This is a genomic window from Methanobrevibacter thaueri, from assembly GCF_003111625.1.
GTDB classification, from domain to species: domain Archaea; phylum Methanobacteriota; class Methanobacteria; order Methanobacteriales; family Methanobacteriaceae; genus Methanocatella; species Methanocatella thaueri.
In genome coordinates, this window is the sequence record NZ_MZGS01000016.1 from 96,121 (window position 1) to 119,919 (window position 23,799).

Annotated in this window: 26 protein-coding genes; 3 read left to right on the plus strand and 23 right to left on the minus strand. The window is 38.2% G+C overall.

What is annotated here, in order from left to right; translation table 11 throughout:
• Nucleotides 1-8: 8 nt before the first annotated feature.
• The 3 genes from MBBTH_RS02495 to MBBTH_RS02505 form a co-directional block, all read right to left on the minus strand.
• Nucleotides 9-7,223, minus strand: a complete 7,215-nt coding sequence (locus tag MBBTH_RS02495) for a DUF3320 domain-containing protein (protein ID WP_116591471.1) — start codon at nucleotides 7,221-7,223, stop codon at nucleotides 9-11.
• 159 nt (nucleotides 7,224-7,382) lie between these two features.
• Complete coding sequence (locus tag MBBTH_RS02500; protein WP_116591472.1) at nucleotides 7,383-8,204, minus strand: PfkB family carbohydrate kinase; 822 nt, start codon at nucleotides 8,202-8,204, stop codon at nucleotides 7,383-7,385.
• 18 nt (nucleotides 8,205-8,222) lie between these two features.
• On the minus strand, nucleotides 8,223-9,071 hold the full coding sequence (locus MBBTH_RS02505) for a cation diffusion facilitator family transporter (RefSeq protein WP_116591473.1): 849 nt from the start codon (nucleotides 9,069-9,071) through the stop codon (nucleotides 8,223-8,225).
• Nucleotides 9,072-9,182: 111 nt separating this feature from the next.
• Between MBBTH_RS02505 and MBBTH_RS02510 the strand changes: the two genes are divergently transcribed.
• Nucleotides 9,183-9,362, plus strand: a complete 180-nt coding sequence (locus MBBTH_RS02510) for a hypothetical protein (RefSeq protein WP_116591474.1) — start codon at nucleotides 9,183-9,185, stop codon at nucleotides 9,360-9,362.
• Here the strand turns inward: MBBTH_RS02510 and MBBTH_RS02515 are convergent.
• The 18 genes from MBBTH_RS02515 to MBBTH_RS02600 form a co-directional block, all read right to left on the minus strand.
• Nucleotides 9,354-10,043 (minus strand): HisA/HisF family protein, encoded by a 690-nt coding sequence (locus MBBTH_RS02515; protein ID WP_116591475.1) that lies wholly within the window; start codon nucleotides 10,041-10,043, stop codon nucleotides 9,354-9,356. The genes MBBTH_RS02510 and MBBTH_RS02515 overlap by 9 nt on opposite strands.
• 576 nt (nucleotides 10,044-10,619) lie before the next feature.
• On the minus strand, nucleotides 10,620-10,904 hold the full coding sequence (locus tag MBBTH_RS02520) for a DUF3194 domain-containing protein (protein ID WP_116591476.1): 285 nt from the start codon (nucleotides 10,902-10,904) through the stop codon (nucleotides 10,620-10,622).
• 35 nt (nucleotides 10,905-10,939) lie between these two features.
• Complete coding sequence (locus MBBTH_RS02525) at nucleotides 10,940-11,287, minus strand: prefoldin subunit beta (RefSeq protein ID WP_116591477.1); 348 nt, start codon at nucleotides 11,285-11,287, stop codon at nucleotides 10,940-10,942.
• 36 nt (nucleotides 11,288-11,323) lie between these two features.
• Complete coding sequence (locus MBBTH_RS02530) at nucleotides 11,324-11,590, minus strand: KEOPS complex subunit Pcc1 (protein ID WP_116591478.1); 267 nt, start codon at nucleotides 11,588-11,590, stop codon at nucleotides 11,324-11,326.
• Nucleotides 11,583-11,969 carry a ribonucleotide-diphosphate reductase subunit beta gene (locus tag MBBTH_RS02535; RefSeq protein WP_243409627.1) on the minus strand — a complete coding sequence of 129 codons (387 nt, stop codon included), beginning with the start codon at nucleotides 11,967-11,969 and terminating at the stop codon, nucleotides 11,583-11,585. The genes MBBTH_RS02530 and MBBTH_RS02535 overlap by 8 nt, the downstream gene beginning before the upstream one ends.
• A gap of 142 nt (nucleotides 11,970-12,111) precedes the next feature.
• Nucleotides 12,112-12,243 carry an Rpo12/RPC10 RNA polymerase subunit family protein gene (locus MBBTH_RS02540; RefSeq protein WP_116591480.1) on the minus strand — a complete coding sequence of 44 codons (132 nt, stop codon included), beginning with the start codon at nucleotides 12,241-12,243 and terminating at the stop codon, nucleotides 12,112-12,114.
• Nucleotides 12,244-12,246: 3 nt separating this feature from the next.
• On the minus strand, nucleotides 12,247-12,516 hold the full coding sequence (gene rpl37A / locus MBBTH_RS02545; RefSeq protein ID WP_116591481.1) for a 50S ribosomal protein L37Ae: 270 nt from the start codon (nucleotides 12,514-12,516) through the stop codon (nucleotides 12,247-12,249).
• Between the two features lie 220 nt (nucleotides 12,517-12,736).
• On the minus strand, nucleotides 12,737-14,221 hold the full coding sequence (guaB, locus tag MBBTH_RS02550) for an IMP dehydrogenase (protein WP_116591482.1): 1,485 nt from the start codon (nucleotides 14,219-14,221) through the stop codon (nucleotides 12,737-12,739).
• Nucleotides 14,222-14,234: 13 nt separating this feature from the next.
• Nucleotides 14,235-14,948 (minus strand): (5-formylfuran-3-yl)methyl phosphate synthase, encoded by a 714-nt coding sequence (locus tag MBBTH_RS02555; protein WP_116591483.1) that lies wholly within the window; start codon nucleotides 14,946-14,948, stop codon nucleotides 14,235-14,237.
• 112 nt (nucleotides 14,949-15,060) lie between these two features.
• The gene (locus tag MBBTH_RS02560; RefSeq protein ID WP_116591484.1) at nucleotides 15,061-16,254 is read right to left on the minus strand and encodes an LUD domain-containing protein; all 1,194 of its coding nucleotides are present in this window, start codon (nucleotides 16,252-16,254) and stop codon (nucleotides 15,061-15,063) included.
• Nucleotides 16,241-16,912 (minus strand): (Fe-S)-binding protein, encoded by a 672-nt coding sequence (locus MBBTH_RS02565; protein ID WP_116591485.1) that lies wholly within the window; start codon nucleotides 16,910-16,912, stop codon nucleotides 16,241-16,243. Before MBBTH_RS02565 ends, MBBTH_RS02560 begins: the two co-directional genes overlap by 14 nt.
• On the minus strand, nucleotides 16,912-17,262 hold the full coding sequence (locus tag MBBTH_RS02570; protein WP_116591486.1) for a DUF2304 domain-containing protein: 351 nt from the start codon (nucleotides 17,260-17,262) through the stop codon (nucleotides 16,912-16,914). Before MBBTH_RS02570 ends, MBBTH_RS02565 begins: the two co-directional genes overlap by 1 nt.
• Before the next feature lie 8 nt (nucleotides 17,263-17,270).
• On the minus strand, nucleotides 17,271-17,975 hold the full coding sequence (locus MBBTH_RS02575) for a glycosyltransferase family 2 protein (protein WP_116591487.1): 705 nt from the start codon (nucleotides 17,973-17,975) through the stop codon (nucleotides 17,271-17,273).
• Nucleotides 17,976-17,985: 10 nt separating this feature from the next.
• Entirely contained in the window at nucleotides 17,986-18,444 is a 459-nt protein-coding gene (gene ribC / locus MBBTH_RS02580) for a riboflavin synthase (protein WP_116591488.1), read from the minus strand.
• Between the two features lie 135 nt (nucleotides 18,445-18,579).
• A complete protein-coding gene (locus MBBTH_RS02585) occupies nucleotides 18,580-19,413 on the minus strand; it encodes an ATP-binding cassette domain-containing protein (protein WP_116591576.1) in 834 nt (277 codons plus the stop codon).
• 1 nt (nucleotide 19,414) lies between these two features.
• Complete coding sequence (cbiQ, locus tag MBBTH_RS02590) at nucleotides 19,415-20,110, minus strand: cobalt ECF transporter T component CbiQ (protein ID WP_116591489.1); 696 nt, start codon at nucleotides 20,108-20,110, stop codon at nucleotides 19,415-19,417.
• 40 nt (nucleotides 20,111-20,150) lie between these two features.
• Nucleotides 20,151-20,438 carry an energy-coupling factor ABC transporter substrate-binding protein gene (locus MBBTH_RS02595; protein WP_116591490.1) on the minus strand — a complete coding sequence of 96 codons (288 nt, stop codon included), beginning with the start codon at nucleotides 20,436-20,438 and terminating at the stop codon, nucleotides 20,151-20,153.
• 9 nt (nucleotides 20,439-20,447) lie between these two features.
• On the minus strand, nucleotides 20,448-21,113 hold the full coding sequence (locus MBBTH_RS02600; protein ID WP_116591491.1) for an energy-coupling factor ABC transporter permease: 666 nt from the start codon (nucleotides 21,111-21,113) through the stop codon (nucleotides 20,448-20,450).
• Between the two features lie 198 nt (nucleotides 21,114-21,311).
• Between MBBTH_RS02600 and pyrF the strand changes: the two genes are divergently transcribed.
• Both pyrF and MBBTH_RS02610 read left to right on the plus strand, forming a co-directional pair.
• Nucleotides 21,312-21,959, plus strand: coding sequence for an orotidine-5'-phosphate decarboxylase (gene pyrF / locus MBBTH_RS02605; RefSeq protein WP_116591492.1), 648 nt, complete (start codon nucleotides 21,312-21,314; stop codon nucleotides 21,957-21,959).
• Between the two features lie 85 nt (nucleotides 21,960-22,044).
• Nucleotides 22,045-22,287 carry a DUF5654 family protein gene (locus MBBTH_RS02610; protein ID WP_243409629.1) on the plus strand — a complete coding sequence of 81 codons (243 nt, stop codon included), beginning with the start codon at nucleotides 22,045-22,047 and terminating at the stop codon, nucleotides 22,285-22,287.
• A gap of 47 nt (nucleotides 22,288-22,334) precedes the next feature.
• Here the strand turns inward: MBBTH_RS02610 and MBBTH_RS02615 are convergent, their stop codons facing one another.
• Both MBBTH_RS02615 and MBBTH_RS02620 read right to left on the minus strand, forming a co-directional pair.
• Nucleotides 22,335-22,862, minus strand: a complete 528-nt coding sequence (locus MBBTH_RS02615; protein WP_116591493.1) for a hypothetical protein — start codon at nucleotides 22,860-22,862, stop codon at nucleotides 22,335-22,337.
• On the minus strand, nucleotides 22,863-23,786 hold the full coding sequence (locus tag MBBTH_RS02620; protein ID WP_116591494.1) for a deoxyhypusine synthase: 924 nt from the start codon (nucleotides 23,784-23,786) through the stop codon (nucleotides 22,863-22,865).
• Nucleotides 23,787-23,799: the final 13 nt, after the last annotated feature.

Here is a 23,799-nt window from a genome sequence, read left to right on the forward strand (position 1 = left end):
ATACTAGATTATTTAAGTTCAACGAAATCATTCTCGATTTTAACTCTATTGTTAGCTATCATCAAGTCCAATACGCTGTTGATTCTTGAAGCGGTCTTTTTGGATGTTGACTTGAATCCAAAGTTGCGTGATGTTTCTTTTGGAATCTGTTTGGTGGTAATGTTTTGCTTATGAGTTAAAACCAATTCTATGCTTTTTGCTATTTCCTCATCGGAAATCAAATCAATATTAGGTTTATTTCTTCTTCTAATCAGAACATCATTGTTTGATGCGTCATATAAAAAGTCGCCAATCCTTATTATCTCACCATTGTTTTCGGCGTTGACAATGGCTGAGTTAACTGTCTTTTTGAGATTGGATCCTGCACGCTTTATATGACAGCTGTTCTTGATTCTGTTTATAACTTCATTAACGTGAATTGGCCCTTCAATATCAACAATCAGTTTAACTGAATCTGATACCTTGTTGATAGGCTGCTTGTATAAATCATCGGATGAATTCAATCCAATGTCATCTGATTCAACATAATCAACAATATTGTCCTCATAAGGCCTTTTTCCAGGCAGCTTGTGATCATCGAAGGATTTCAATGTATTGTTCCTTTGGAATCTTTCCTTTTCGATTTCCTTATAGTCCTCATCCGCTGACTGAATGATGTTCTCAAGCGCTTGGTCCCTCAACTCCTCTTTTTGGAATTGCTGATGGACAGGAATGATAACATCTTCATCACCGTTTATTTCATTGTTAAGAGCATCTCCATTCAGTTCCTTTTCAATTCTTTGCTCTTCTTTTTCAGCGAATGTCAACTCCTCTTCCCTTTGAATGATTAAATCGGAATCATCATCACTTGGCATGTTGAGATAGTCGGCAGGATTATATTCCTCTGTCCTGTCAACCACGGAAACGTAATCGATTTGTGTTGGGTTTTCAATTTCCTTAAGGGACTTGTTGATGTATCTCATGTCCTTTTTAATTCCCTGTATGGATTCCTTGACACTTCTTGGTCTTTCCTCCTCATAATAGAAATTGTTTTTTCTCAGCTTGCTTGTGACATCATTTGAACCCTGATAATATGTGACTCCATCGCCTGCTTCCTCTTGAGTGACTTGAGCCTCATTTTCATCAACTGGCTCTTCATTTTGAATTTCATCTTGAGGTTCCTCAATGTCTGGAACTTCCCTTTCCATTTGAATATCATTCTCTTGAGGCGCTTGACTGTCAGTTTCAGTCTTAATCTCTTCGCCGACAAAGATATCATCAAGATACTCCTTTTTCGCATTGTCGACAATGTGTAGAACATCATCATCAGAGCCCTTATCATTGTTCATATCAGGCAGCTCATCATTGAAGATATTCAATTCCTCATTTTCCTCATCAAAGTAAAATTCATCATCCTTATCTGAATCGGAGAAGTTATCATTAAAAATGTTTAGTTCCTCATCATCATCATCGACTATTTCAGCTTCAACCACATAATCATCACGAGGTGCTGGCTTGTGCAATGGCTCGTCATCCTCTTCAATGAACTCGCCTCTGACTGTCTTAACTTCTTCCGGCTTGAGTCTGGTTTCGCCCATCACAACATCTGAAATTCTTGATTTGACATGAAGGTTTCTTCTAGGTTTATGCCTGAGTTTTTCTCCAATTTCCTGTGAAGTGGTTTCGGACTCCTGATTATCAGTTGCTTCGTCCTCAACAGGTTCATCTTTTATTTCATCATCTTGGTAATCATTATCAAAGCCAAATTCGATTTTTTCCTCTTCAGGATAGACCCTTTCGTCATCATGGCTGTGGTCAACGTAAATGTAATTATCGTCTGGGCCCAAATCAACCTTATCTTCTGAAGCTTCACTGACAGGTTCCTCTTTAACAGGCTCATCAACAACCTCAGGCTCAACAAACTCCTCTTTAACAGGCTCACTAACAACCGCAGGCTCAACAAACTCCTCTTTAACAGGCTCATCAACAACCTCAGGCTCAACAAACTCCTCTTTAACAGGCTCATCAACAACCTCAGGCTCATCAACAACCTCAGGTTCAACAAACTCCTCTTTAACAGGTTTTTCAATTTTCTTGTCAAATTTAACCTTAGGAGTCTCTTTGACTTCCTCAGTCACTTCATCATCGCTATGATCAACAATGATATAATCGTCATCATCACCCAAGTCAACCTTCTCATCTTGACTTGAATCAACAATGTCTTCAGGCTCTTCTTTGACCTCTTCTGAGGACTCATCTGATTCTTGACTTTCCAAATCAGAATCGCCGTCTAAATCCTTTTTGAATTTAAGGGAACTGAAGAAAGATTCTTTTTCCCCATCTTTTTCCTCAACATTCTCCTCATCAACTATTGAATCATCAAGCAGTGAATGGCCAGGATTTAAAAATGATTTGACCTTATCCTTAAATGAAACGTGATGCTCTTCTTCAGGAATATCCTCTTCAGATGTTTCATCTTCAACATCAACACTAGGTGAAACATCTTCATCTAAATCATCCTCTTGAGATACCCCATCTTCAACATCAACACTTTGGGAAACATCCCCATCTAAATCATCCTCTTGAGATACCCCATCTTCAACATCAACACTTTGGGAAACATTATCATCAGAATAGTCCTTTTCATCTTCCCAAACTTCAGCATTGTCTTCAGGAGCCACTCCCTCATCAGATTCCCAGACCTCAGAATCAAAGTCCTTTTCATTAGATTCATCTTCTTTCACTTTAGGAGTTTCAGATATATTTAACTCATCAAAATCAGTGTTTTCGACTTCAACAAATTCTGATTTTGTTTCTTCAGCTTTAAAACCATCATCCTCATCATCAGCAACTTCAACAAACTCTGATCCGGATGATTGTGAAGGGTTATCATCATTAATAGCAGGTTCTACAGGAGTTTCCACCTCTTCTGCTGCAACTTCCTTGAAGAATTCCTCAGGGTCAAGTTCGCCCACATCAATAGGCCTTTCCAAAATGTCGTCTTCAGCCTTTTCAACTTCCACAAAGTCTTCAGGTCCGATATCTTCAGGAGGGATTTCTTCTGATTCTTCCTGTGCCTTTCTCTCGGCTTCTTCTTTTTCACGTGCTATGCGCAATTCTTCAGCTTTTTTCTCGGCTTCCCGTCTTCTCTGTTCAGCCAATTTTTTCTCTGCTTCAGATTTGCGTCTTTCCTCTTCACGTGCCTCCCTGATTGACTTTTCAACATTTTCCAGAAGTTTTTTACGTCCAAGATCTCTGTTTCTATACCAATCTGTGGACCATAAATGATATAATCTCCATCCAAGTCCTGTCAATACCTGTTCACGCAACCTGTCCCTGTCACGAGCTACCTTACTTGATGAGTACATTTTTCCGTCTGTTGTGATTCCTAAAATGTATTTTCCAGGATTCTCATCATCAACAATTGCAAGGTCCACTCTGAAACCTGCACAACCGATTTGCCTGTCAACTGTGTAGCCGTTCTCTTCCAAAAAGCTTGCAATTGCATCTTCAAATGGTTCTTTTGAGTATTCGCTTACGGTATTTGTACCTAATGTTAAGTTTTCAGCATATTCCAAAAATTCCTTAAGTGACTTTACACCATATGGAGGGTTCGCTGTCAGGTTCATGTCATATGCCTTGAAGTTTGAAAATACGACACATTTCTCTCTTGCACGTGTAATCAATACGTTTAGCCTTCTTTCCCCACCGTCCTGATTTAGAGGACCGAAGTTAAGGGACATCTTATGGTCCTGGTCATAACCGTAACCTATACTGATTAGGATAACGTCCCTTTCATCTCCCTGTATTGTCTCAAGGTTCTTAACGAAGAAACGCTCATCCCTGTTGTCTGAGAACAGAGGCTCGAATTCAGGGTGTTCCTTACGTTTCACCTCTAATTCCTCTAGAATTGCATTTTTCTGAGCGACGGAGAATGTTCCCACACCCAGACTTTTTGTGTCCCCATACTTTCTGAAATGATTGAAAATCTCCTCTACGACATCCTTTGCCTCAAGAGGGTTTTTGGATGAGGCTCCCCTCAAGTATTCTGTGTCCGGATTATAGCGGAATTTCAAACCGAGTTCAGGGTCTGAATGTGAAGGTGAAGGGTAAACCAATAGGTCATCATCATAAAATTCACGGTTTGACACTGTAATCAGTGACTCGTGACGTGAACGGTAGTGCCATTTAAGCATCTTAACCGGGAAGGACAGCTTACACAAGTGCAATATGCTTTCCATATCAAGAGAGGTCGCTTCTTCCTCATCGCTTTCCGCATCTGACATCTGGTCGAAAAATGATGTAGGAGGCAATTGCTGTGTGTCTCCCATTACGACTGCGGTTTTTCCTCTCATGAATGCTCCTAATGCATCCTCCGGCTTTACCTGACTTGCTTCGTCAAAGATAACCACGTCAAATTGCAATTCCTCATTTGTCGGGTCCAGGTATTGTGCAATGGACAATGGAGACATCATGAAACAAGGTTTAATCTGCTTAATCATTCCACCGGCCTTTTCCAATAGCTTTCTGACAGGCATGTGTCCGCTTTTACGTGTGAATTCCCCTGCCAGAATCTTTGCCTGTGGATTTTCAGTACCTCCAAATATCTTCGGAATGTTGCTGTTGAGCTTATGGTAAATCCTCTTTCTGTTCAATGTAAGAATTTTCTTGTCCAGATCCTTGAATTCACGGATTCTGTTCTCATGCAACTCTCCGACAAAGGTTGCCAATTCGTGGTTTTCTACAAATAAAATGTTTAATAATGAATCTGCAAAATTGCCCTCAACCAACGCCTCGATATCATATTTGTTGATGTTTCTTTTCTCGATTGAATCGACAAACATCTTTGCATTGGAGCTCTTAAGGGCGTTTTTGGTGTTAAGGTATTGTGACCATAAATGAAGGCTTGATAGTTGTCCTCTCCAATTATACAACTGTTCTCTCCATGCCTCAAACGGCACATCACCGGTTTCTCTTTTAAAGATTAGCTTGCTTCTAGGATTCAACTTGTCCTTAAGCCTTGACAGGACCCTTACAAATTCCTCACCTGAATCTATGTATTCCGCAAGGTCACGTTCCGGCTTGATGTCAAACATGTCCTTGCTCATCAGGTCTATGGTGTTCTGTGAGAATGTTCCCTCACGCACAAGGGCTGTGAACTCGTTCATCCAGCTTGCAATGGCCTTCAAGTCATTAGGGTTTGCATTCAAATGCCAGTATCCTCCGTAATACTTCCTGCCCAGCGCCTCATTGGCCTCAAGGTTCTTGCGGATTTTGATTACTGCCTTTGCCTGCTGGAGGTCCCTTATAATCTCATCGATGCTGTTAGGCACCGGCACTGCATAATACCTTTCAACCAGTTCAATGTGCTGCTTGTTGTTGAAGAAACGGAACTTCTTGGTTGAAAGTTGCTGCAATTCGTAAATAAGCATGTCAATGTTTGCCTGGAAGATGCTCTGATTGAACTTGGTTAGGGCTCCGGCGTATTTCTGATACTTCTGCAGCTCAATTATCAGTCTGAAAGCATCATCATTATTGTTGTTCCATGCGCCTGACTTGATTATGCTGCCGTCAATCAGTTCGGCATTCTGTGACTTGATTATTTCAAATGCTGAAAGTGAATTCTGGAACTCATTCAATGTGTCCGGCTTCTTGATTCCATAAATGTCATACACCCTTCCACGCTCAACAAGGAAATTGTCCAGTGCGTGCAGGGTATCATTGATGAGCATTTCTATTTCCCTTAAATCGGCAGGCAAAAGACTTTTCGGCGCGCATTTGCTCCAAGGGTTTTCCTTTGAGATGGTCTGATACAGCTCAGCCAGGTTTTCCAGGGAAATCTTCATGTCATCCAAATCTTTTAATGTAATGCTTTCCGGGTTTTCAAACCTGACCAATGGCATCAAGGTGCCTTTACGGGCAAAATGGTCATCTGCCCCTTCCTTCATTCCATACAATTGGAATGGGGATAGGTTGACTGCGAATGCAGGCATGTGAATGATTTGAGAGTAATCATCAAGCTGGCGACGTAGGGTTTCCAGTTTGCGGATGGTCTGATCTATGTTTAATGGCTCCTGAGCCCTTACATTTGTTGCCTTTTGCAGGTCCTTCAGGAACTTCTTACGCCTTGTCTTGTGTGAATGCAGTTCCAAAACGAATTTGCCAAGTCCCACTGCTGTAAGACGGTCCTTTACCACATCCAATGCAGCCATTTTCTCTGATACGAATAAAACTGATTTTCCTTCAGCCAAAAGCTCAGCTATAAGGTTAACAATTGTCTGTGACTTACCGGTTCCAGGAGGCCCTTCAACCACAAGGTTTCTTCCTGCCTTAACGTCCTGAATGGCCGCAATCTGTGATGAGTCGGCGTCCAAGACCTGATACATGTTCTGATATTCCAGCCTTGAGTCGATATCCTCTTCACGGAACGCTTCCTGGTCGTTTTTGGCCGGATTAAAAATCGCCTGAATCAATTCGTTTTTGGTCAAATCGACATTATCAGCCCATGCTTCCGGGTTTAAGTCATTGTACATGACAAATTTTGTAAAACTAAAGAATCCCAAAGCCACATTGTTGGTTACGTCCCATCCGTCCATACGGGAAACCGCCCTTTTCACGCTGGCGATGTAATGGTCAATCACTTCACCGTACCTCTTGAACTCAAAGTCAGGAAGCTCAATTCCAGCTTCCAGGAGCTTTGCCTTAAGTGAAATGTTTGTCTGGATGTCCTCTCCAGTCCATTCAAGATTGAATGACTCTCCAACCTTTCTTCTCTCAATGGCCACTGGAATCAGCACCAATGGCGCCTTGTTCTTTTGCCTTGGCTTTGACTTGTCCTTCCATTCCAGAAATCCGATGGCCAGATAGAGGATGTTATAACCTTGCTCCTGAAGCATTGTTTTGGCTTGGTTATTGATATAATATAATCTTTTCTGGAGCTCTTTTGGGGTCAAATCGGTTGCTAATTTCTTGTCTCCCTCTGAAAACTTTGAAAAGTCAAACGGAATATGGTCCCATACTGATGACTTATCTTCCTTCTTGTCCTTCTTGTTGGCCACAAAATACATCTTGTTTTCCTGCAGGACCAATGTCTGAAAAAGGTTTAAGGGAGATTGATTTACTATAGTGATAGTTTTAGCTCTTGATTTAAAGTTAAGAAGCTGATTTCTTAATGTTAAATCCAATAGCTCCTTACGTAAGTTTTTAAATTCTCTTTCGATTAGATTTGATGATTTGTTTAACATGATGACCCTTTGTAGTGTTTAAAAAAATTTAAAATGCATATATACATATAATTATATTACTTAATAAAGTTTTCTAAACTATGTAATTTTGTGTAAAATCAACTAAAAATAAGAAATACAAATTATTAAAAAGAATTGTTTTAAATTTGAAAAAATCAATTACCCATTAGGAGTATATGGGCCAAAATTTTCAATTTTTTCACTTGCAATCTTTGATGCGAAGTTACCGGCAATTTCAGATGATTTCAGCAATAACTTCTGTGTGATGTATGAGGCCATGAAGGTATCGCCGCAGCCTGTCGTATCCACAACATTCTCACACTTTACCGGATCGATTCTTATCTCCACATCCGAAATGATTCTGGAACCCATACTTCCATTTGTTATGACAATCTCATCTACATCATAGTCCACACCAATGATGTTTGCTTCCTCCTCATCAAGAAATATTGCATCGACACCTGATAAAATGGAGGCCAACTCTTCGAAGTTCTCTAATTTTATGGTGTAATTGTCATTTACATTAACATCCTGAAGCCTCAGAAATCCCTGGATTGAAATGAATATCGGAACGTTGAAACCCTTCAGGAAATCTATGGTTTCGGCGGGAAAATCATATCTGTTCAACGGATTGATTACAAAGGCATCAATCTCATCGGGAAGAATTTCCTCCAAGTCCTCCGGACAAATCGGAATGTCTGCAAAATTGCTCAACTGCTCCCGGACATCAGGATTGTCCTTTTGAGGATACCTGTTTATGAAGAAATGTGTGGTGTCCTTTTCGATTACCCTGACCTTATCCAAGTCGGGAAAACCATTAATCAGGGATTTGTCATCGCAGTTCACTATGGCCAGGTAATCATTGAAAAACTCCTCAAATACAAATGACTGATAGTAGGTGGCTCCGCCGACCTTATGGGATTTTTCCTCTCCAATAACAATCAGGTCCCTTGTAACAGGACCGATAACAACAAGTGTCATGATAATCCTCTATTCTAATCATTCCAGTTCTATAGTAATGTCCACAACATGATATTTCTTTGAAATGACATAAATCTCCTTCTTGATTTCACCGACATCCTTTCCGAAGTCCACATCCACCTTAAGAGTCATGACGGAATCTATGCCGTCAAGAGACCAGATATGGAAGTCATCTATCGCATTAACACCCTCGATGTCCTCAATGGATTGTCTGAACTCATCAACATCGAAGTAATCCGGTGTCTTTTGAAGCAGGACCTCGATTGACTTGTAGAGGTTTCTTCCAAGGTTGAATATCAGCCATAATGCAATTCCAATTGAAACGAAAGGATCAAGATACTGCGCACCCTCCCAAAACATCAATACAAGACTCAATATTAAGATGGCCACCCATTCAAATATGTCACCCAGCTGATGGAAGAAAATAGCCTTTTCGTTGTATGTCTCGCCCTTATGCAATCTGTAGACGGAAACGAACTTGAAGACTATTCCAACTATTGCCACAGCCAACATTCCCCCTGCATCCACACCTTCAGGTGCAAACAGCCTTGGAATGGCTTCTGACAAAATCACAAATGCCATTATTATGACAAAAATGGATATTATGACCGCTCCAAGAATTGAAAACCTCTGATATCCATAGGAGTACTTGTCTGTTGAGTCCCTTTGGGCAACGTGCTCCAGAAACCATGCCAGAGCTATGGAAATGGTGTCAGATGCGTCATGAATGAAATCCGCAAGTATCGCCATACTGTTTGTGGCAAGAGCGGCAGCTATGACCACTATGTTGAATGCCAGATTTATGAAAAACACAAAGGCCAGATTTTCGCCCGCCTTCTTGTGATGATGATGTGTATCTATTCTCATTGCTTTAATATTTCACATTCGAATAATAAAAAACTTATTATCCCTTTAATATATTAATTTTAAAGTTAATTTTATATAATTAAAAGAAGTAAATTATAGTAGTGATTAAAAATGGCAATAATGGGAACAACAATATTTTCACATATTTTACCTGTGATTTTCGGATTTTTTGCATTGATATTGGTAATTTCTGGATCTCTAGAAGATAACAATCCTAAATTAGGTTTAGGTATAGCATTGTTTGTTATAGCTTGTGTATTCCCATACTTAGTGTTAAGCGTCTTAATCTAGAAGTTTCACTTCGCCTGAATGCAGGCTGGTTCCTATCAATACTCTTTTTATGCCCAATGACTCCAACTCACCTAGAGAGTCCTTATTCAAACCACCAGCAATGATTAGCTTGTCCTTCAACTCTTCAAATTCGTTTAGAAGGTATTCATTGTAGCCCTTTCCTGTGCCGACACCTGTGATGTCGAGAAGGATGATGTCGTTCGGGTCAAGTTCAATCAGAACCTCCTTGAATTCGGACAGTGCCATGTCCATGTTCTTTGCGAGAAGCTCATTGTTTTTTGTATCCACACTAACAACAATTCTTTCTTTCGGATACTTTTCAAATATTTTGCGAAGCTCGTCAACACTTTCCAGTGTTTCTGTAGGCACTATAATCTTGTATGCATATTCCAGGAAGAATTCGAATGACTCAAGGTTTTTGACTCCACCGTCAAAGATCACCGGAATGATTGTATTAACCATCCTGACGTCATTGATGTTGTGTCCCTGGGATTCAATCAGGTCCAAATCGGCTATGTACATTTCATCCGCACCGTTCAGTTTCAACCCTTGGGCTATCTCAACCGGATTGGCAGATGGTGCAAAAACAGTGTTCAATGGTTTGTAGGTGTCCCTCATTCCTGATTTGCCGCTTACGGCCTGGTGCTGTTTTAAATCTATTACTGGAATTTTCTTAATCATAATAAATAGTTAGTGAAAAGTAGTATTAAAAACTTAAGGAGGGAGAAGAACTGTTCTGTTTTTCCAGCCCTTCCCGAGTATAAAAATAATGATCAATTCAATGGTAAATAACAAGCATGTTATGAACCTCTATTAATTAAGTTAACCTACATAGTATATAAATGTTACTATAATTTATAAAAATTAAAGTAAACTTGAATATATGATTTTTAATTTTTAATTCAATTTTTAAGAAAATATTCAATTATTAGAAAAATAACATTGACAAAAATATCAAATATTCAGAAAAACATAAAACATAAAATTTGAGGTAATCTTAAATTTACAAAAAATGATAAAACAACCTTGATAAAGTTAAATTGAAAAAAGTAAATAAGAGAGAAGTTTGAAGTAATTGAAAGAGGGAATTTGAAAGATAGTATTACGTGTTTGTCCTATTAATGCTAAGCTATTGAGATTACTTCAAACCTATATAATAGTTAGACTTACTAATATAAATACTTTTTTATAAAAAAGTATTACTTTAATTAATATAAAATACAATATAAGTATTACTTAAAATTTGAAAAAAAATAATTAAACTCTGAAATTCTCATCAATATAAGAATCAAAGCCTAAATAAGCCTCATCAATTGCTTGCATAATCTGATCTTGACTGATTTCAGACAGCTCATCAAAGCTAACTCCAACGTCAACGTCAACATCAAGCTGTTCGTTTTCATAGCTTAAAAGAATGTCCAAGTCCAAGTCTTCAATTTCCTTGCTTGGAAGGGCTTTTGAAACTTCATGTTCCAGGATTTCACCGAACTTATCGGAAATTTCGGCCAAATCATCTGAAGTTAATACCTTAAGTTTTGACATAAAAATCGAAAAAAAGAAAAATATAAGGTTTAAGCCTATTGGCCCATACCTTGCATAGCAGCTTGAATGGTAGCTTGCATTTCTTCAAGTTTTTTCATAACTCTGTCTTCTTGACGAGCCATGGTTTGTTTTCTTAACTGAAGGGTTTCTAATTTTTCTTCAGTGTCGGATAAAGCGTCAGCGTATTCTACTTTAATGAGTAAAGTACCTGCTTGTTTGAACACTTCAGTATTTTCATCGGTTTTTTTAAGTTCTTCTAATGCTTTTTCAGTTTCTTGAATTTGTACTTCAACATTTTGAATTTGCATGGTTACAGCTTGAGCTTGTTGTTGTAATTGTTGAAACTGATTTAATTGTTGTTGAATGTTTTCAGGAATCTCCATAATATCACCTATAAGTTTTGATTATTTATATAAACATTAAATTGTCAAGTTATTTATTTGTAATGCTAAGTTAATCCATTTGATTGCAGAGTTAACGGATGCACGAAAGGATGTTGAATCCTCAGCATCGATATTGATCATGATTTTGGAGTCATCGAGCTCGATGGTCATGGAAGACCTAAAGTCGGGAGCGGTTTCGAACTCCAGGATTATAGAATCATAAACGATTTTAGCCTGATCGGCATTTTCAAATTCAACGACTATATCACTTTTGACAGATTCAAGAGGGCTTTCTTCAATCATTTGAAACCTCTATAATCTTTTTAACATTGATTTGGAAGTTAAGCCTATCTCCAAATTTGTTAATGAAGTAAATTCTAGCAGGTGAATCGTCGCTTTTGGAAATTAAAATGTAATTATCTTCCGCCTTATCCACTAAATCGAAGTCGAATATCTCGCCCAATACGTTAAGCTCATCAACTTCAGAGACTATTTTCAATTGGGATGGAGCGATGTTCATCTTCTCATTTTCAATGGTTGCGCCAATGAGAAGGGTTAACAAAATCTCGCCTTTATTTGAATAGAATGAAATCCTGCTGGGATTTCCCTTGATTTCATTTACAATAGCTAAGTTGTACTCATCAACTTCCAAAGCCTTCAACAACAGCTCACGCATGTTCATTTTCCCTCTGTTTACAGAGGTGAAACCGGTTGCATGGGCTAAATTCTTACAAAATTTTCTAGTTTTTTGAGAAGGTTTCCTAGAAGTTGAAATTAACATTTAAATCAAAAATAGTAAAAAATTTAGTAAAAGAAGATAATAATTATCTTGCTTTTATGATTCTAGTTACTTCAGGGACTTTTTTAAATAAAATCCTATATCTACATTTAGGACATTTATTTTCCATGTAGCTTTTATGATCTACTTCTTCCCCGCAACTTGGACACCAGTACAAGGCCTATTCCTCCACTTTAATGTCTCTTATACTACGTGCTGCAGATTTTGCCATAGGGGTTTGTGGAATGTAAGCTCCACCGGTAAATACTGCACCACATTTTTTGCATTTCCAAATTCCAGCAGCTTCTCTTTTTACGTATGGTCTATCACATTTAGGACAAACATGATCTTTTTTCATGTTTTCTTCGATGTTTTTAACTACTCTTTTTGCTTTTCTTCCGTATCTTGCACCGAACCTTCCTGTAATACCCACTTTTTTAGTTCTTGCCATTTAAATTATCTCCTTAATAATAAAATTTAATATAAATTGATTATGTTAAATAATCATAAAATTATCTAATATTATAATATAAGATTAACTCATATTTAAAGCTTTGCTTAAAATTAGCATTTTAAGCAAAAAATAACATTTTGATGAGAAAAAAAGTTCCGCCTATAAATCGTATTGATAAAATCCTAATCCCATCAAAAAAATTTAATGTATTATCCAACTAGTCAAGAGTTGGATAATTAGGACTTTCGTTAGTGATCAACAAGTCATGAGGGTGGGATTCCTTGATTCCACTGCTTGTAATTCTAACGAAGTTTGCTTTCTCTTGCATTGCTTTGATGTCTTTAGCACCGCAATAGCCCATGGATGATTTTAAACCACCGACCAATTGGAATAAGATTTCGGCAACGGTACCCTTATACGGTACAGCACCTTCAATTCCTTCTGGAACGTACTTGGTGTGGTTCATCTTACTTTTTTGACCTTGGAAGTATCTGTCTGCTCCACCGTCATACTCACTGGTCATAGCACCCATAGATCCCATTCCACGGTATTTCTTATACTGTTTACCGTGCATGATGACAATATCACCAGGAGCCTCTAGGGATGCAGCAAGTAAGTTACCGAGCATTACGGCATCTGCACCTGCACCGATTGCTTTTGCAACGTCACCGGAGTATCTGATACCACCGTCGGCAATTACCGGAATGCCGGAATCGGCTGCAGCATCAGCAACATCGGAAATTGCGGTTAATTGCGGTACGCCAACACCTGCTACAATACGGGTGGTACACATTGAACCCGGACCGATACCCACTTTAAGTGCGTCAACACCCATGGATATTAAGTCTTCAGCTGCTTCAGCGGTAGCAATGTTACCTACACATAATTCCGCATCAATGTTGTCCTTAATGGTTTCAGTGAATTTGACAACGTTCATGTTGTGAGCGTGAGCGCAGTCGATTGAAATTATGTCCGCACCTGCTTGGTCAAGTGCCATAGCCCTATCCAAATCGAATGGACCGCATGCGGCTGCAACCAAAAAGTTGCCGTCCTTGTCTCTTGCGGCATTTGGATATTGTGATCTGTTTAGAATATCTTTAATAGTAATGATTCCGACTAATTTGCCATCGCGTACAACCGGAAGTCTTTCAACTTTATTATCATATGCAATATTCAATGCTTCTTCAGCGGAAACCCCCTCATCGACAGTTACCACATCAGAGGTCATTATATCCTTGATTTTTGTGGACATTTCAGATTTTAAAAATGGTCTGATATCCCTTTTTGAAATAATTCCGAGTATTTCATCGCCTTCAACAACAGGCAATCCGCTGATGAGCTCATCGCGCATTATGGCTTCTGCTTCAGCGACAGTGGAATCTTGAGAAATTGTTACAACATCACGAATTGTTAAGTCTTCAGCGTTTTTGACCTTTTTGACTTCTTCAACTTGCCTTTCAAGTGTGATGTTTCTGTGAATTACACCTACTCCCCCTTGTTGTGCCATGGCTATTGCAAGGTCTGCTTCTGTTACAGTGTCCATAGCAGCACTTAAGACAGGGATGTTTAATTTAATACCTTTTCCTAATTCAATTTTAGTATCAATGTCTTTTGGTTCTACATAACTTGCATTAGGAGTCAATAGAAAATCATCGAAAGTGTATGACATTCTTGCTTCTTGAACTTTTTTTGAAAATGACATAAATAACACCTAATTAAAATGAATCTAATAATTCTTTAAGCTCAGCTACTGCTGTATGGTGGATTTTACCAGTATTCCTGTCTCCACCTACACAAGCTGCTCCTCTAATACCGACCACATCACAACCGATATCATGTAAAGGTTTCAATTGGTCTTTTTTAACGGAACCTGCAAGTGCAGTCAACAAACCGTAACTGTGAGCTTCGTCAACGAATTCTTTCAATTTGTCTAAATCTAAATAATCGAATAATGTATGACCGTCTTTAACAGCAGTGTCAAGCATTGCAAGGTCGCATCCAGCATCCTTTGCCACTTTTGGTATTTCCATAGGATCGACCGCACCTACACGGTGAGCGTCAGCATAACCTGCTGCAACAATAATTGTATCTTCACTTACATCTTTTACAGTTTTTACAACGTTTTCCATGACTTCAACAGCTTCATCATGGTCTTTTGTTCCATATAATCCAACTTTAATGTAATCTGCTCCTGAAACATGTGCACCCATTGCTGCAAGTGAAACTGTACCTGGTTTGTATGGCACGTCACCTAAAGTAGCGCTGACAAGTTTGTCTTCAGGAGTTAGTTCTCTAATTTCTTTTATAACCCATGGGAAATTAGCTCCAAGGGAACCTTCCTTAGGATTTTTTACATCTACTATATCTGCTCCACCTTCAATTGATTCGAGAGCTTCTTCACGATTTATAGGACTTATTAATAGAAGCATATATTTCCTCCAATAAAATATAATTTTATAATATAATAATATTACTTCTTTATTATTTATAAGATTATTGTTTTTAAGAAAAATAAAATGAGAAATTTAAAAAAAAATAAAATTAATAAGGGGAATCATTTTTGGAAACGTTGTCCTTGATCTTGCCGTGGGCCCTCGGATAGAATCCAACATCAGTTGAGAGTTTCCTCATGTTCTCGAGTATTTCGTTGGTAGGGATGCTTAAGGGACAGTTGAGTGTGCACAATCCGCATAGCGTGCACATGTAAAGGCCTGAGTTGAAGCAGGTCTCGTCATCCTCGATGAACTTTGACATTGCAACCCCACGTCCTCCAAGGTAGTTGTTGAAGCCGAATTCGTTACCGACGGCATTGTAGACAGGACAGTGAACGATGCAGTTTCCACAGCCTATGCAGTACAGGCATTCCTCAATCGCCTCGCTTCTTCCATTGTCCAGAAGTATGACAACAACCCTTTCAGCACCATACATGTTCTTTATGAGTTTTTTCTCGATATCAGCTGTTTTTGACGGTCCGGATATCACATTCATATATGATGTGACATAGCTTCCTGTTGCAAATATGGTTTCCAGCTTAACAATAGAGATTGCGTCTTCCAATGTCGGCACTATTTTATCGATTCCGGCTACGATTATATGCAAATCCTTCAGTGAAACTATTGAAATATTGCCCTCATTGTGCACCATTACAAGGGATCCCTCTTCAGACGCTATTGCATTGGCTCCACTTATACCTACTCTTGCATTTTCAAGGCGTTTTAGCACATCAGCCCTTACCGCCCGCATGATTTCCTGAGCGTCAGGGTTGACATTGACGTCAAGTGACTCGTTGACAATGCCTGTGATGTCTTCAATATTTAAATGTGAAGCAGGACCTGTTGGATGAACCGGCTTGTTGTCAGTCTTTTTGAGCTGCAATATGCGGTCTCCCAAATCAGTTTCGACAACATCAATCTTTAAATGGTTTTTTAAATTAATCTCACCTAAGGTGTTGGATTTGGCCTTGGCTATGACCTCTGCATCATACTCATCAATCAATCCATCGATTATGTCCAACGCATCCTGTGATGTTTTGGCAAATTCAACCTCAATGCCATTGCGCTTAAACGAATCGATAACCTGATTGAACAGCTCATCCTTGTTTTCAAAGGAATATTTTTTGATTTCCTGAACCCTTTTGGTCAGTCTTTTGGTGGATTCGGAGTCCTTGATGCTGTTAGATCTGCTCTTGACAGTATCAAATGACTTTCTCATTGTTTCAAGTTCACTCTTCTTCATCCAAACCACCATATTTAACTAAAAATTCAGTCAGGTCAAGCACTTCAAGCTCATCATTGCTTAAGTTAAGCTTACAGAAGGGACATGCGGTTACAAGAGTCTTACATCCTGTATCCATAGCCTGGCCTATTCTTGTCTTCGCCATCTGTGTTGCTATTTCGGGATAGGCTGACTTCACACCGCCGCCAGCACCGCAGCACAGACTGTTCTCACGGTTGTTTTCCATTTCAACAATGTTGGCCAATGCCCCTATAACGTTTCTAGGCTCATCGAAAACCTCCATGTGGCGAGCCAAATGACAGGAATCATGATAGGTAACGTCCAGTTCACCTTTTTCAAGATTGAGCTTGCCGTCCCTAATCAGTTCATCAAGCAATTGGGATATGTGAATGACATCCAATCCTTCATAATCCTCTTTTAATGTCTTGTAGCATCCTGCACATGACGTGATGATTTTTTCACCATTTAAGATTTCTGTATTCTTTTCTATTTGTCTTTGGGCTTCATTAAAAAAGCCAGTCCTTAGTAGAACTGACCCACAACATTTCTCATCTTCCAAAATATGATAATCCACACCCGCAATGTCCAATAATTTTTCGGTTGCCTTCTGGATTGAAGTTTCCTTCTCTCTTGCGGTGCAGCCTCTAAAATAAAGCATTATTCATCCTCTTCATCATCAAGGGATATTTCATTGTTAATAGCCACTTCCTTGACTATCTTGTTGATTTCGTCCTGCAGCCTATCTACTCTATTGAACAACCCAAATATTATGTAAAACAGTACCACAAATACTGCTATGATAATAAAGTCCAAACCACGGGTTATACCGAAGAGTCTCGCAAATTGCTCACTGGCCCTTGGGAATATGGAGAACAAAATCACGAACAGCCACAATATTGTCCATAGGATAAGGGTAATCAGGGATTGTTTTTGCTTTAAATACCTATAAACAAACCATAATATGGCCAATATTGAGATTATTGGAAATAATATTGAATATAATAACATTTAATCACCTAAAACTGATGTTTAATCATTTGAATTAAAATTTTAAATGCCTCTTTTACATTTGTTCCTTTTGCCTGGGTTTCAGGAGTGTAGATAGTTTGAATCGGAACCTCAGCAAATGGAATGTTGTTATCGTTGACTTCACGTATGAATTCAGAGGAAATGAGATAACCCCTGGCATTGATATTGATCTTTTTTAAGGCATCCTTTGTAATTGCCCTGAAACCTGTCTGTGAATCGCTTACGTTAACCTTATAGAATATTCTTGTCAGAAGGTTCATGACCAAATTTGCAAAATTCCTGCTGAACGGCATGTCCTTAAGTGGTCTGACACCAATGACCGCCTGGGCCTCGCCTGTAACGAGAGGCCTTATCACATTATCCAAATCATCAGCGGAATGCTGGCCATCCGAATCCATGCTAACAACATATTTCGGGTTATACTTTAAAACAGCATCAAATCCTGTTTGTGTTGCAACGCCAACTCCACGATTGATTATCAATGAATAGACATGAATCTTATCTGGAAATTTCCTTTTGGATTCTAGGATAACATCCAAAGTATTGTCTGATGAGCCGTCATTTACCACAACCATGTTGTATCCCTTTTCGGCAATTGATTCTATGACAGGCTGTATTCTTGTCGCTTCATTATATGCTGGAAGAACCACATATGTCGCATTCTTATCTTCCAAGGTTAACTCGTATTCCATTTCACATCACTTATAATGGTCCTGCATCCTCTTTTCCTTCACGCATACCCATACCGGCTTCTTTTCTCATTGCCTTTCTGTGATACATCATCTTTATCAGGTTTTGGGCATGTTCACGTGCCCTGTTTTCCGCAAGTTTAGCAAGCTCAACAGGATCCTCTTCCTCATCCTCATGCACAAACACTTCCAATATGTGGGTGTTTGTCATGAGCTGTGCATTGATCAGTCCGGTTGATGCCTCATGAGCACACATCTTGTCCTTTTCCATTGGTCCTGGCATTCCAAGTGCCATTACAATATCACAGTTTTCCTCTTCAATGAGAATTTTGGCGGTTACAGGCAAATCTTTAACTCCAGGGACGGTTTCCCTGATTATCTTCAAGTCATAAGCGTTCTTTTTAAGCTCGTCTATGGCGGCTGCCGCCATGTCAAAACGTGCAAAAGTTGTATCGCAAATTCCAATTCTCATCTAAATTCACCTTATGAAAAAATATGTCTTTAATAATATAAATGTTTAGTTAAAAATAATAAAGTATTATGAATTAATACCGTGAGTAATACTTTGACTTCAAATTTTATGAAAAAAATATGTGTCAAAAAAAAATTAGTTTTTATTTAACAATTCTAAAAACTTATCCTTAGCTTCATCAATTGTTAGCGGATAATCCCCTTTCATGTCAAATCCTTCACTTTCAAGCTGTTGAAACAAGTCTGTGACAATAGGGACCTTTAGATTAGCCTGTTCCAATATTTCAGGTTTTGCAAAAATTTCCTTAGGAGTTCCTTCAGCAATCAATAAACCGTCAACTAAAACAAAAACCTTCTTAGCGTAATTTGGCACCAAATCAACTTCATGTGTTGAAATTACGATTGTAATTCCCTCATCATTAAGTTCATTCAACAAAATGGACAAATCAACTACCCCTTGAGGATCCAATCCTGCGGTAGGTTCATCCAATACCATGACTTCAGGTTTCATTGCAAGAATTCCTGCAATGGCAACTCTTTTCTTCTGACCTCCACTTAAATGATGCGGTGCGGTCTTTTCAAATCCTGACATTCCTACGCGTGACAAAGCCTCTTCAACCCTGTCCTGAACTTCCTCCATAGGCAAACCCAAATTGAGCGGTCCAAAAGCAACATCTTCCTCAACTGTTGGAGCGAAAATCTGATCATCCGGATTTTGGAAAACGATTCCCACCTTTTGCCTGAACTTGAGTAAGGACTTCTTATCATATTTCAATTCTTCACCATCAATGAACACCTGGCCTTCATCAGGCTGGTAGATACCGTTCAAATGAAGAAACAATGTGGATTTACCTGCGCCGTTTTTACCTAAAAGAGCAACCATATCGCCCTTTTCGACCTTTAAGCTAACTCCCTTAAGCGCCTGATAATCAGCATTATATGAATATTTGATATTTTTTACCTCTAACATTTTAATTCTCCTTTTTTCTTGGTTCATAAACTGGAAGTTCACCAGTGTAACCTCTTGAATCCAGTGCAAATTGCAATGTTTCACTTTTGTCAAGAGACCTTAAAAATATTGTACTTACAAGAGCGCCCAAAGACTTGAATGATGTCCAATATGAATGATAACCTAGTCTTGTATCCTGTGCCTTTTGCATGGTATCGATTTCATTCAAGAATATGAAAATTGCATTATACATCAGAAGAGCGATTTCAACCATGACTTTAGGAACTTTCAAAGTTCTTAAACAATTTAAAATCTTTGCAATAGGTGTTGTGAGGGCTAAAAAGCCTAAACATGGCAAACAGCCAAATACTCTCATAAATGTATAAACCGCATAATGGAAAGAGTCTGTAGTGACCACTATACCAAATATTCCGGTTTCATAAATGACTTCTCCTTTTCCAAAGAAGAACATCAAGAATAGACAGGTTATAACAAGAAATGCCATTGGAAGTGATAGGAATTTCAAATAGGATTTATAGTTGATTTTAGCAATGGCCAATATTACAATGGACATTACAATGAATATGAATATGTCAAAATATAGATTATCAAGTGCTAATGTTAAAATCAGTAAGAAAATTGTTAAAAACAATTTCAAATAAGGATTAGTTTCAGTTAATGCATTGTGATGCGCAATATAATCCATATCAAATTTCATAAAATCACTTAAAAAAAGAAAAAGTAATAAAGAAGATTAATTATTCTTCTTTACCTTGTCCTCTCCAGTAACCAAAGAAGTAACCAATAATGATTGCTCCGATAGCTGCTTGAAGAGCAAATAATAAACTTTCTATTTCACCACTAGGTGGTTCCCATATTGATGAAAACCAAGGTTCATAATGGGACGCTTCAATTTGTTCACTTGCTGCATCGTCAGATCCACCAAAGTATCCATCATCTTCGCCATGACCACTAAACATGATTAATGGTGCAATAAATATAATTATGCAAACAACTGCTAAAATTATTAATGTTGATGTTTTCATTTAATCACCTTATGCTTCATTAGGAGCTAAAGCGCCTAATTTATCTAATAATTTTGGTTTGTAAGCTTTTAATCTGTCCCAGATAATAACTGTTAAGATACCTTCACCAATTGCTAATGGCACTTGAGTAACTGCAAAGATTGTTAAGAAAGCAGTTAATGCTGCACCGAAAGTAGGAGCAGGGAATGCGAAAGCTAATTGGAATGAAGTAGCTACGTAAGTTAATAAGTCACCTAAGAATGCTGCAAAGAATATTGCAATTGTTGATGATATATTAGCTTTGGTTAATCCTTTGTATACAAGCCATGCAACTAATGGTCCAACAATACCCATAGAGAATATGTTTGCACCTAATGTAGTTAATCCACCGTGAGCAAGTAATAATGCTTGGAAAATAAGTACAATAGTAGCTAATACTGCAGTTACTGCAGGACCAAATAATGCTGCACCTAATCCGTTACCACAAGGGTGTGAACAGCTTCCAGTAACGGAAGGTAATTTCAAAGAAGATAAGACGAACATGAATGCTCCACTTACAGCAAGTAAAGCTTTGGATTCAGGAGTTTCGTCTACAATTTTTTTAATTTGATATAAACCAAATGCAACGACGATGATTGATATGACAAACCATATAATACACCAGTTCAATGGTAAATATCCTTCCATAATATGCATAAATTATTTCCTCCAAATTATATCAAAATGATTTGATAAATCTCTCAATAAAAATTTAAAATATATTTAAAAATTTATAAAGTTTTATTGATAATATTATTATATAACTTATTACATATAAATGTATAGGAAAAAGTAATACTTTTTAATTAGGCATACCTAAAAATTTATCAAATTATTTAGCTAAATAGGGATAAAATGAACATAAAAAACAATATTATCTTAGCACTTGACGTGATGAGTGAAAAGGAAGCAATTGAAATATGTGACTCCATAAAAGATTACATCGACACCATCAAAATAGGCTACCCTTTGGCACTTGCTGAAGGCCTTGAGATAATCAACAAGCTCAAGGACAAATTCGGATTTAAAGTGATATGTGACTTCAAGGTAGCCGATATCGATGCAACTAACGAGAAGATATGTGACGAAACATTCAAGGCAGGGGCAGATGCAATAATATGCCACGGATTTGTAGGATCAGACAGCGTCAAAGCATGCCTGGACATGGCAAACAAGCATGGAAAAGAATTATTCCTATTAACTGAAATGTCACATCCTGGAGCCAAAATGTTCCTGCAAAAGAATGCAGATGCAATAGCCGAAATGGGAGTTGACATGGGCATTACAAACTATGTCGCACCAGCCACAAGACTGGATCGCTTATCTGATATAAGAAAAATTGTTGGAAATGATGCATACATAATCTCCCCGGGAGTTGGAAAACAAGGCGGAGACGCTAAAAAAACCCTTGAATACTCAAATGCAATAATTGTGGGAAGAAGCATATACGAAGCGGACAATCCTAAAATTGCTTGCGAAAACATAATCAAATCAACAAAATAAGGTAAAATTATTTTAACTAATAAAAACAAATATATCATTGTTCTTAAGAACCTTAAATAAAAATAGTTAAATGGAGGTGAAAAATATGGCAAATGAAGTAACCAAAATGATTATGGAAACCATATTAGCATTAATCACCACAGCATTCGCATTCGTTGCTGGTGAAGCATGGAACAGTGCAATCCAAGCATTCATTGAATCATTCATCGGTGCTGGAGATGCTATTCCTAGTTTATTCATATACGCTATTATCGTAACCGTCATTGCAGTAATCGTAACTGTACTCATCGCTAGAGTAGCCGGTAAAATGGGCGTAGAAACAGAATAAACAAAAAACAATAAAGGAATTACTTAATTCCTTTTAATTTCTTTTTTTTAATTGACTTTTTCAAAAATCATTCCTGCAATTACATAGGATAATTCAAACAACAGGAAACAGACAAATATCCAAATGTTGAATACCCCACAGATTGCAAGAGCAAAAATTACAACTTTCATCACAAACCTATATTCAAAAAACAGATTTAAAAACTTATTATCAGTGATTTTGGATATCATTTCATGACCAATCTCATCAGACAAAGCAGCCAAAATACAAATTAGCAAAATCACCAGATTCAATTCTGGAATTCCTATTGCAATAGAAATGATTGCAAATACGATTAATGTGATTATATGATGAATTCCATCAACCTTCAGGGCCAGGAAATTGCCTATTAAAATTGCCAGGAAGATGTAAGCCGCTTCAGCATTATAAACTGTTGCAACAGCAGAGGTTATTGCACATAAAACTCCTACAACACTGGCAAGCTGTAAATTATTGTTAATATCCATCAGGTCATCGGAATACTTCATGAAAAATCCTGAAAATATGAATAATATCGCTAAAATAATGTAACTCAACTAATCACCACTTATCTTATCCAAAGCAGCTGCATAGATTAATGGGAAAATAACAGTTACGTCCCCAACGACACTTGCAAGACTGGATCCGCATTTAGCTTTTGCCCATGATTTGGCCTCTTCCAGAGGAGCGCCACCTAAACTGCCTGCCTCAGGCCTGTCCATGGTAATCTGAATGGCAGCATCCAATCCTCCCTTGATAACATTGGAAGCTAGAGTGTAATGTTTAGTCAGACCGCCTCCCAATAGCACTGCGCCAACCTTTTCAGATTCAAAGACAATGTCTGAGAGGTAATGCATATCCGCCACGGCGTCAACAACAAAATCATGATCCTGGCTAAAAATCCATAACTGAAGACCCATCATTGAATCAATTAGTCCAGGTGCGAATATTGGAATGTTGTTCCTTGCGGCTGTTGCCACGAATGAATTTTCATCATCCACCAAAAGGCCAATCTCATAAAGCAGTTCCTGAATGGAAACAACCTGCTTTTTGGATGAGATTTTTTCAAATATTTCGGTTATTTCACTTTCAAAGATTGTAAAATCATCAGACCCGACATTGATATCAGCAATTCTGCCTATTCCCTCTTCGTTTAGCTCTTCATCGTCTTTTCCTTCATGGCGATAATGAGCTCCGCCGAACGCCTCGACAAGGTCATGGGTAATGTTTGCACCACTGGAAATAATCAGGTCAACATGTCCCTCATTAATCATTTTGGTTACGATGTTTCTCATTCCGCCAGGTATCAACGGCCCTCCAAGACTCATGAAAACACTCATGTCCTCATCCTGAATCATCTCAGCCAGTATATTGCATGCTCTCGCTACTCTGCCCGCTCCTAAAACACCTGAATCGTCGAATTGATTTATCAAATCAATTATCTTCATACTGTTATCTACATCAATCTGATTTACTTTCATTAAATCACTTAAA

Coding starts and splice junctions, on each gene's coding strand:
- MBBTH_RS02495 (WP_116591471.1), bottom strand. CDS start 7,223: ATGTTAAACAAATCATCAAATCTAATCGAAAGAGAATTTAAAAACTTA.
- MBBTH_RS02500 (WP_116591472.1), bottom strand. CDS start 8,204: ATGACACTTGTTGTTATCGGTCCTGTTACAAGGGACCTGATTGTTATT.
- MBBTH_RS02505 (WP_116591473.1), bottom strand. CDS start 9,071: ATGAGAATAGATACACATCATCATCACAAGAAGGCGGGCGAAAATCTG.
- MBBTH_RS02510 (WP_116591474.1), top strand. CDS start 9,183: ATGGCAATAATGGGAACAACAATATTTTCACATATTTTACCTGTGATT.
- MBBTH_RS02515 (WP_116591475.1), bottom strand. CDS start 10,043: ATGATTAAGAAAATTCCAGTAATAGATTTAAAACAGCACCAGGCCGTA.
- MBBTH_RS02520 (WP_116591476.1), bottom strand. CDS start 10,904: ATGTCAAAACTTAAGGTATTAACTTCAGATGATTTGGCCGAAATTTCC.
- MBBTH_RS02525 (WP_116591477.1), bottom strand. CDS start 11,287: ATGGAGATTCCTGAAAACATTCAACAACAATTAAATCAGTTTCAACAA.
- MBBTH_RS02530 (WP_116591478.1), bottom strand. CDS start 11,590: ATGATTGAAGAAAGCCCTCTTGAATCTGTCAAAAGTGATATAGTCGTT.
- MBBTH_RS02535 (WP_243409627.1), bottom strand. CDS start 11,969: ATGAACATGCGTGAGCTGTTGTTGAAGGCTTTGGAAGTTGATGAGTAC.
- rpl37A (WP_116591481.1), bottom strand. CDS start 12,516: ATGGCAAGAACTAAAAAAGTGGGTATTACAGGAAGGTTCGGTGCAAGA.
- guaB (WP_116591482.1), bottom strand. CDS start 14,221: ATGTCATTTTCAAAAAAAGTTCAAGAAGCAAGAATGTCATACACTTTC.
- MBBTH_RS02555 (WP_116591483.1), bottom strand. CDS start 14,948: ATGCTTCTATTAATAAGTCCTATAAATCGTGAAGAAGCTCTCGAATCA.
- MBBTH_RS02560 (WP_116591484.1), bottom strand. CDS start 16,254: ATGAAGAAGAGTGAACTTGAAACAATGAGAAAGTCATTTGATACTGTC.
- MBBTH_RS02565 (WP_116591485.1), bottom strand. CDS start 16,912: ATGCTTTATTTTAGAGGCTGCACCGCAAGAGAGAAGGAAACTTCAATC.
- MBBTH_RS02570 (WP_116591486.1), bottom strand. CDS start 17,262: ATGTTATTATATTCAATATTATTTCCAATAATCTCAATATTGGCCATA.
- MBBTH_RS02575 (WP_116591487.1), bottom strand. CDS start 17,975: ATGGAATACGAGTTAACCTTGGAAGATAAGAATGCGACATATGTGGTT.
- ribC (WP_116591488.1), bottom strand. CDS start 18,444: ATGAGAATTGGAATTTGCGATACAACTTTTGCACGTTTTGACATGGCG.
- MBBTH_RS02585 (WP_116591576.1), bottom strand. CDS start 19,413: ATGTTAGAGGTAAAAAATATCAAATATTCATATAATGCTGATTATCAG.
- cbiQ (WP_116591489.1), bottom strand. CDS start 20,110: ATGAAATTTGATATGGATTATATTGCGCATCACAATGCATTAACTGAA.
- MBBTH_RS02595 (WP_116591490.1), bottom strand. CDS start 20,438: ATGAAAACATCAACATTAATAATTTTAGCAGTTGTTTGCATAATTATA.
- MBBTH_RS02600 (WP_116591491.1), bottom strand. CDS start 21,113: ATGCATATTATGGAAGGATATTTACCATTGAACTGGTGTATTATATGG.
- pyrF (WP_116591492.1), top strand. CDS start 21,312: ATGAACATAAAAAACAATATTATCTTAGCACTTGACGTGATGAGTGAA.
- MBBTH_RS02610 (WP_243409629.1), top strand. CDS start 22,045: ATGGCAAATGAAGTAACCAAAATGATTATGGAAACCATATTAGCATTA.
- MBBTH_RS02620 (WP_116591494.1), bottom strand. CDS start 23,786: ATGAAAGTAAATCAGATTGATGTAGATAACAGTATGAAGATAATTGAT.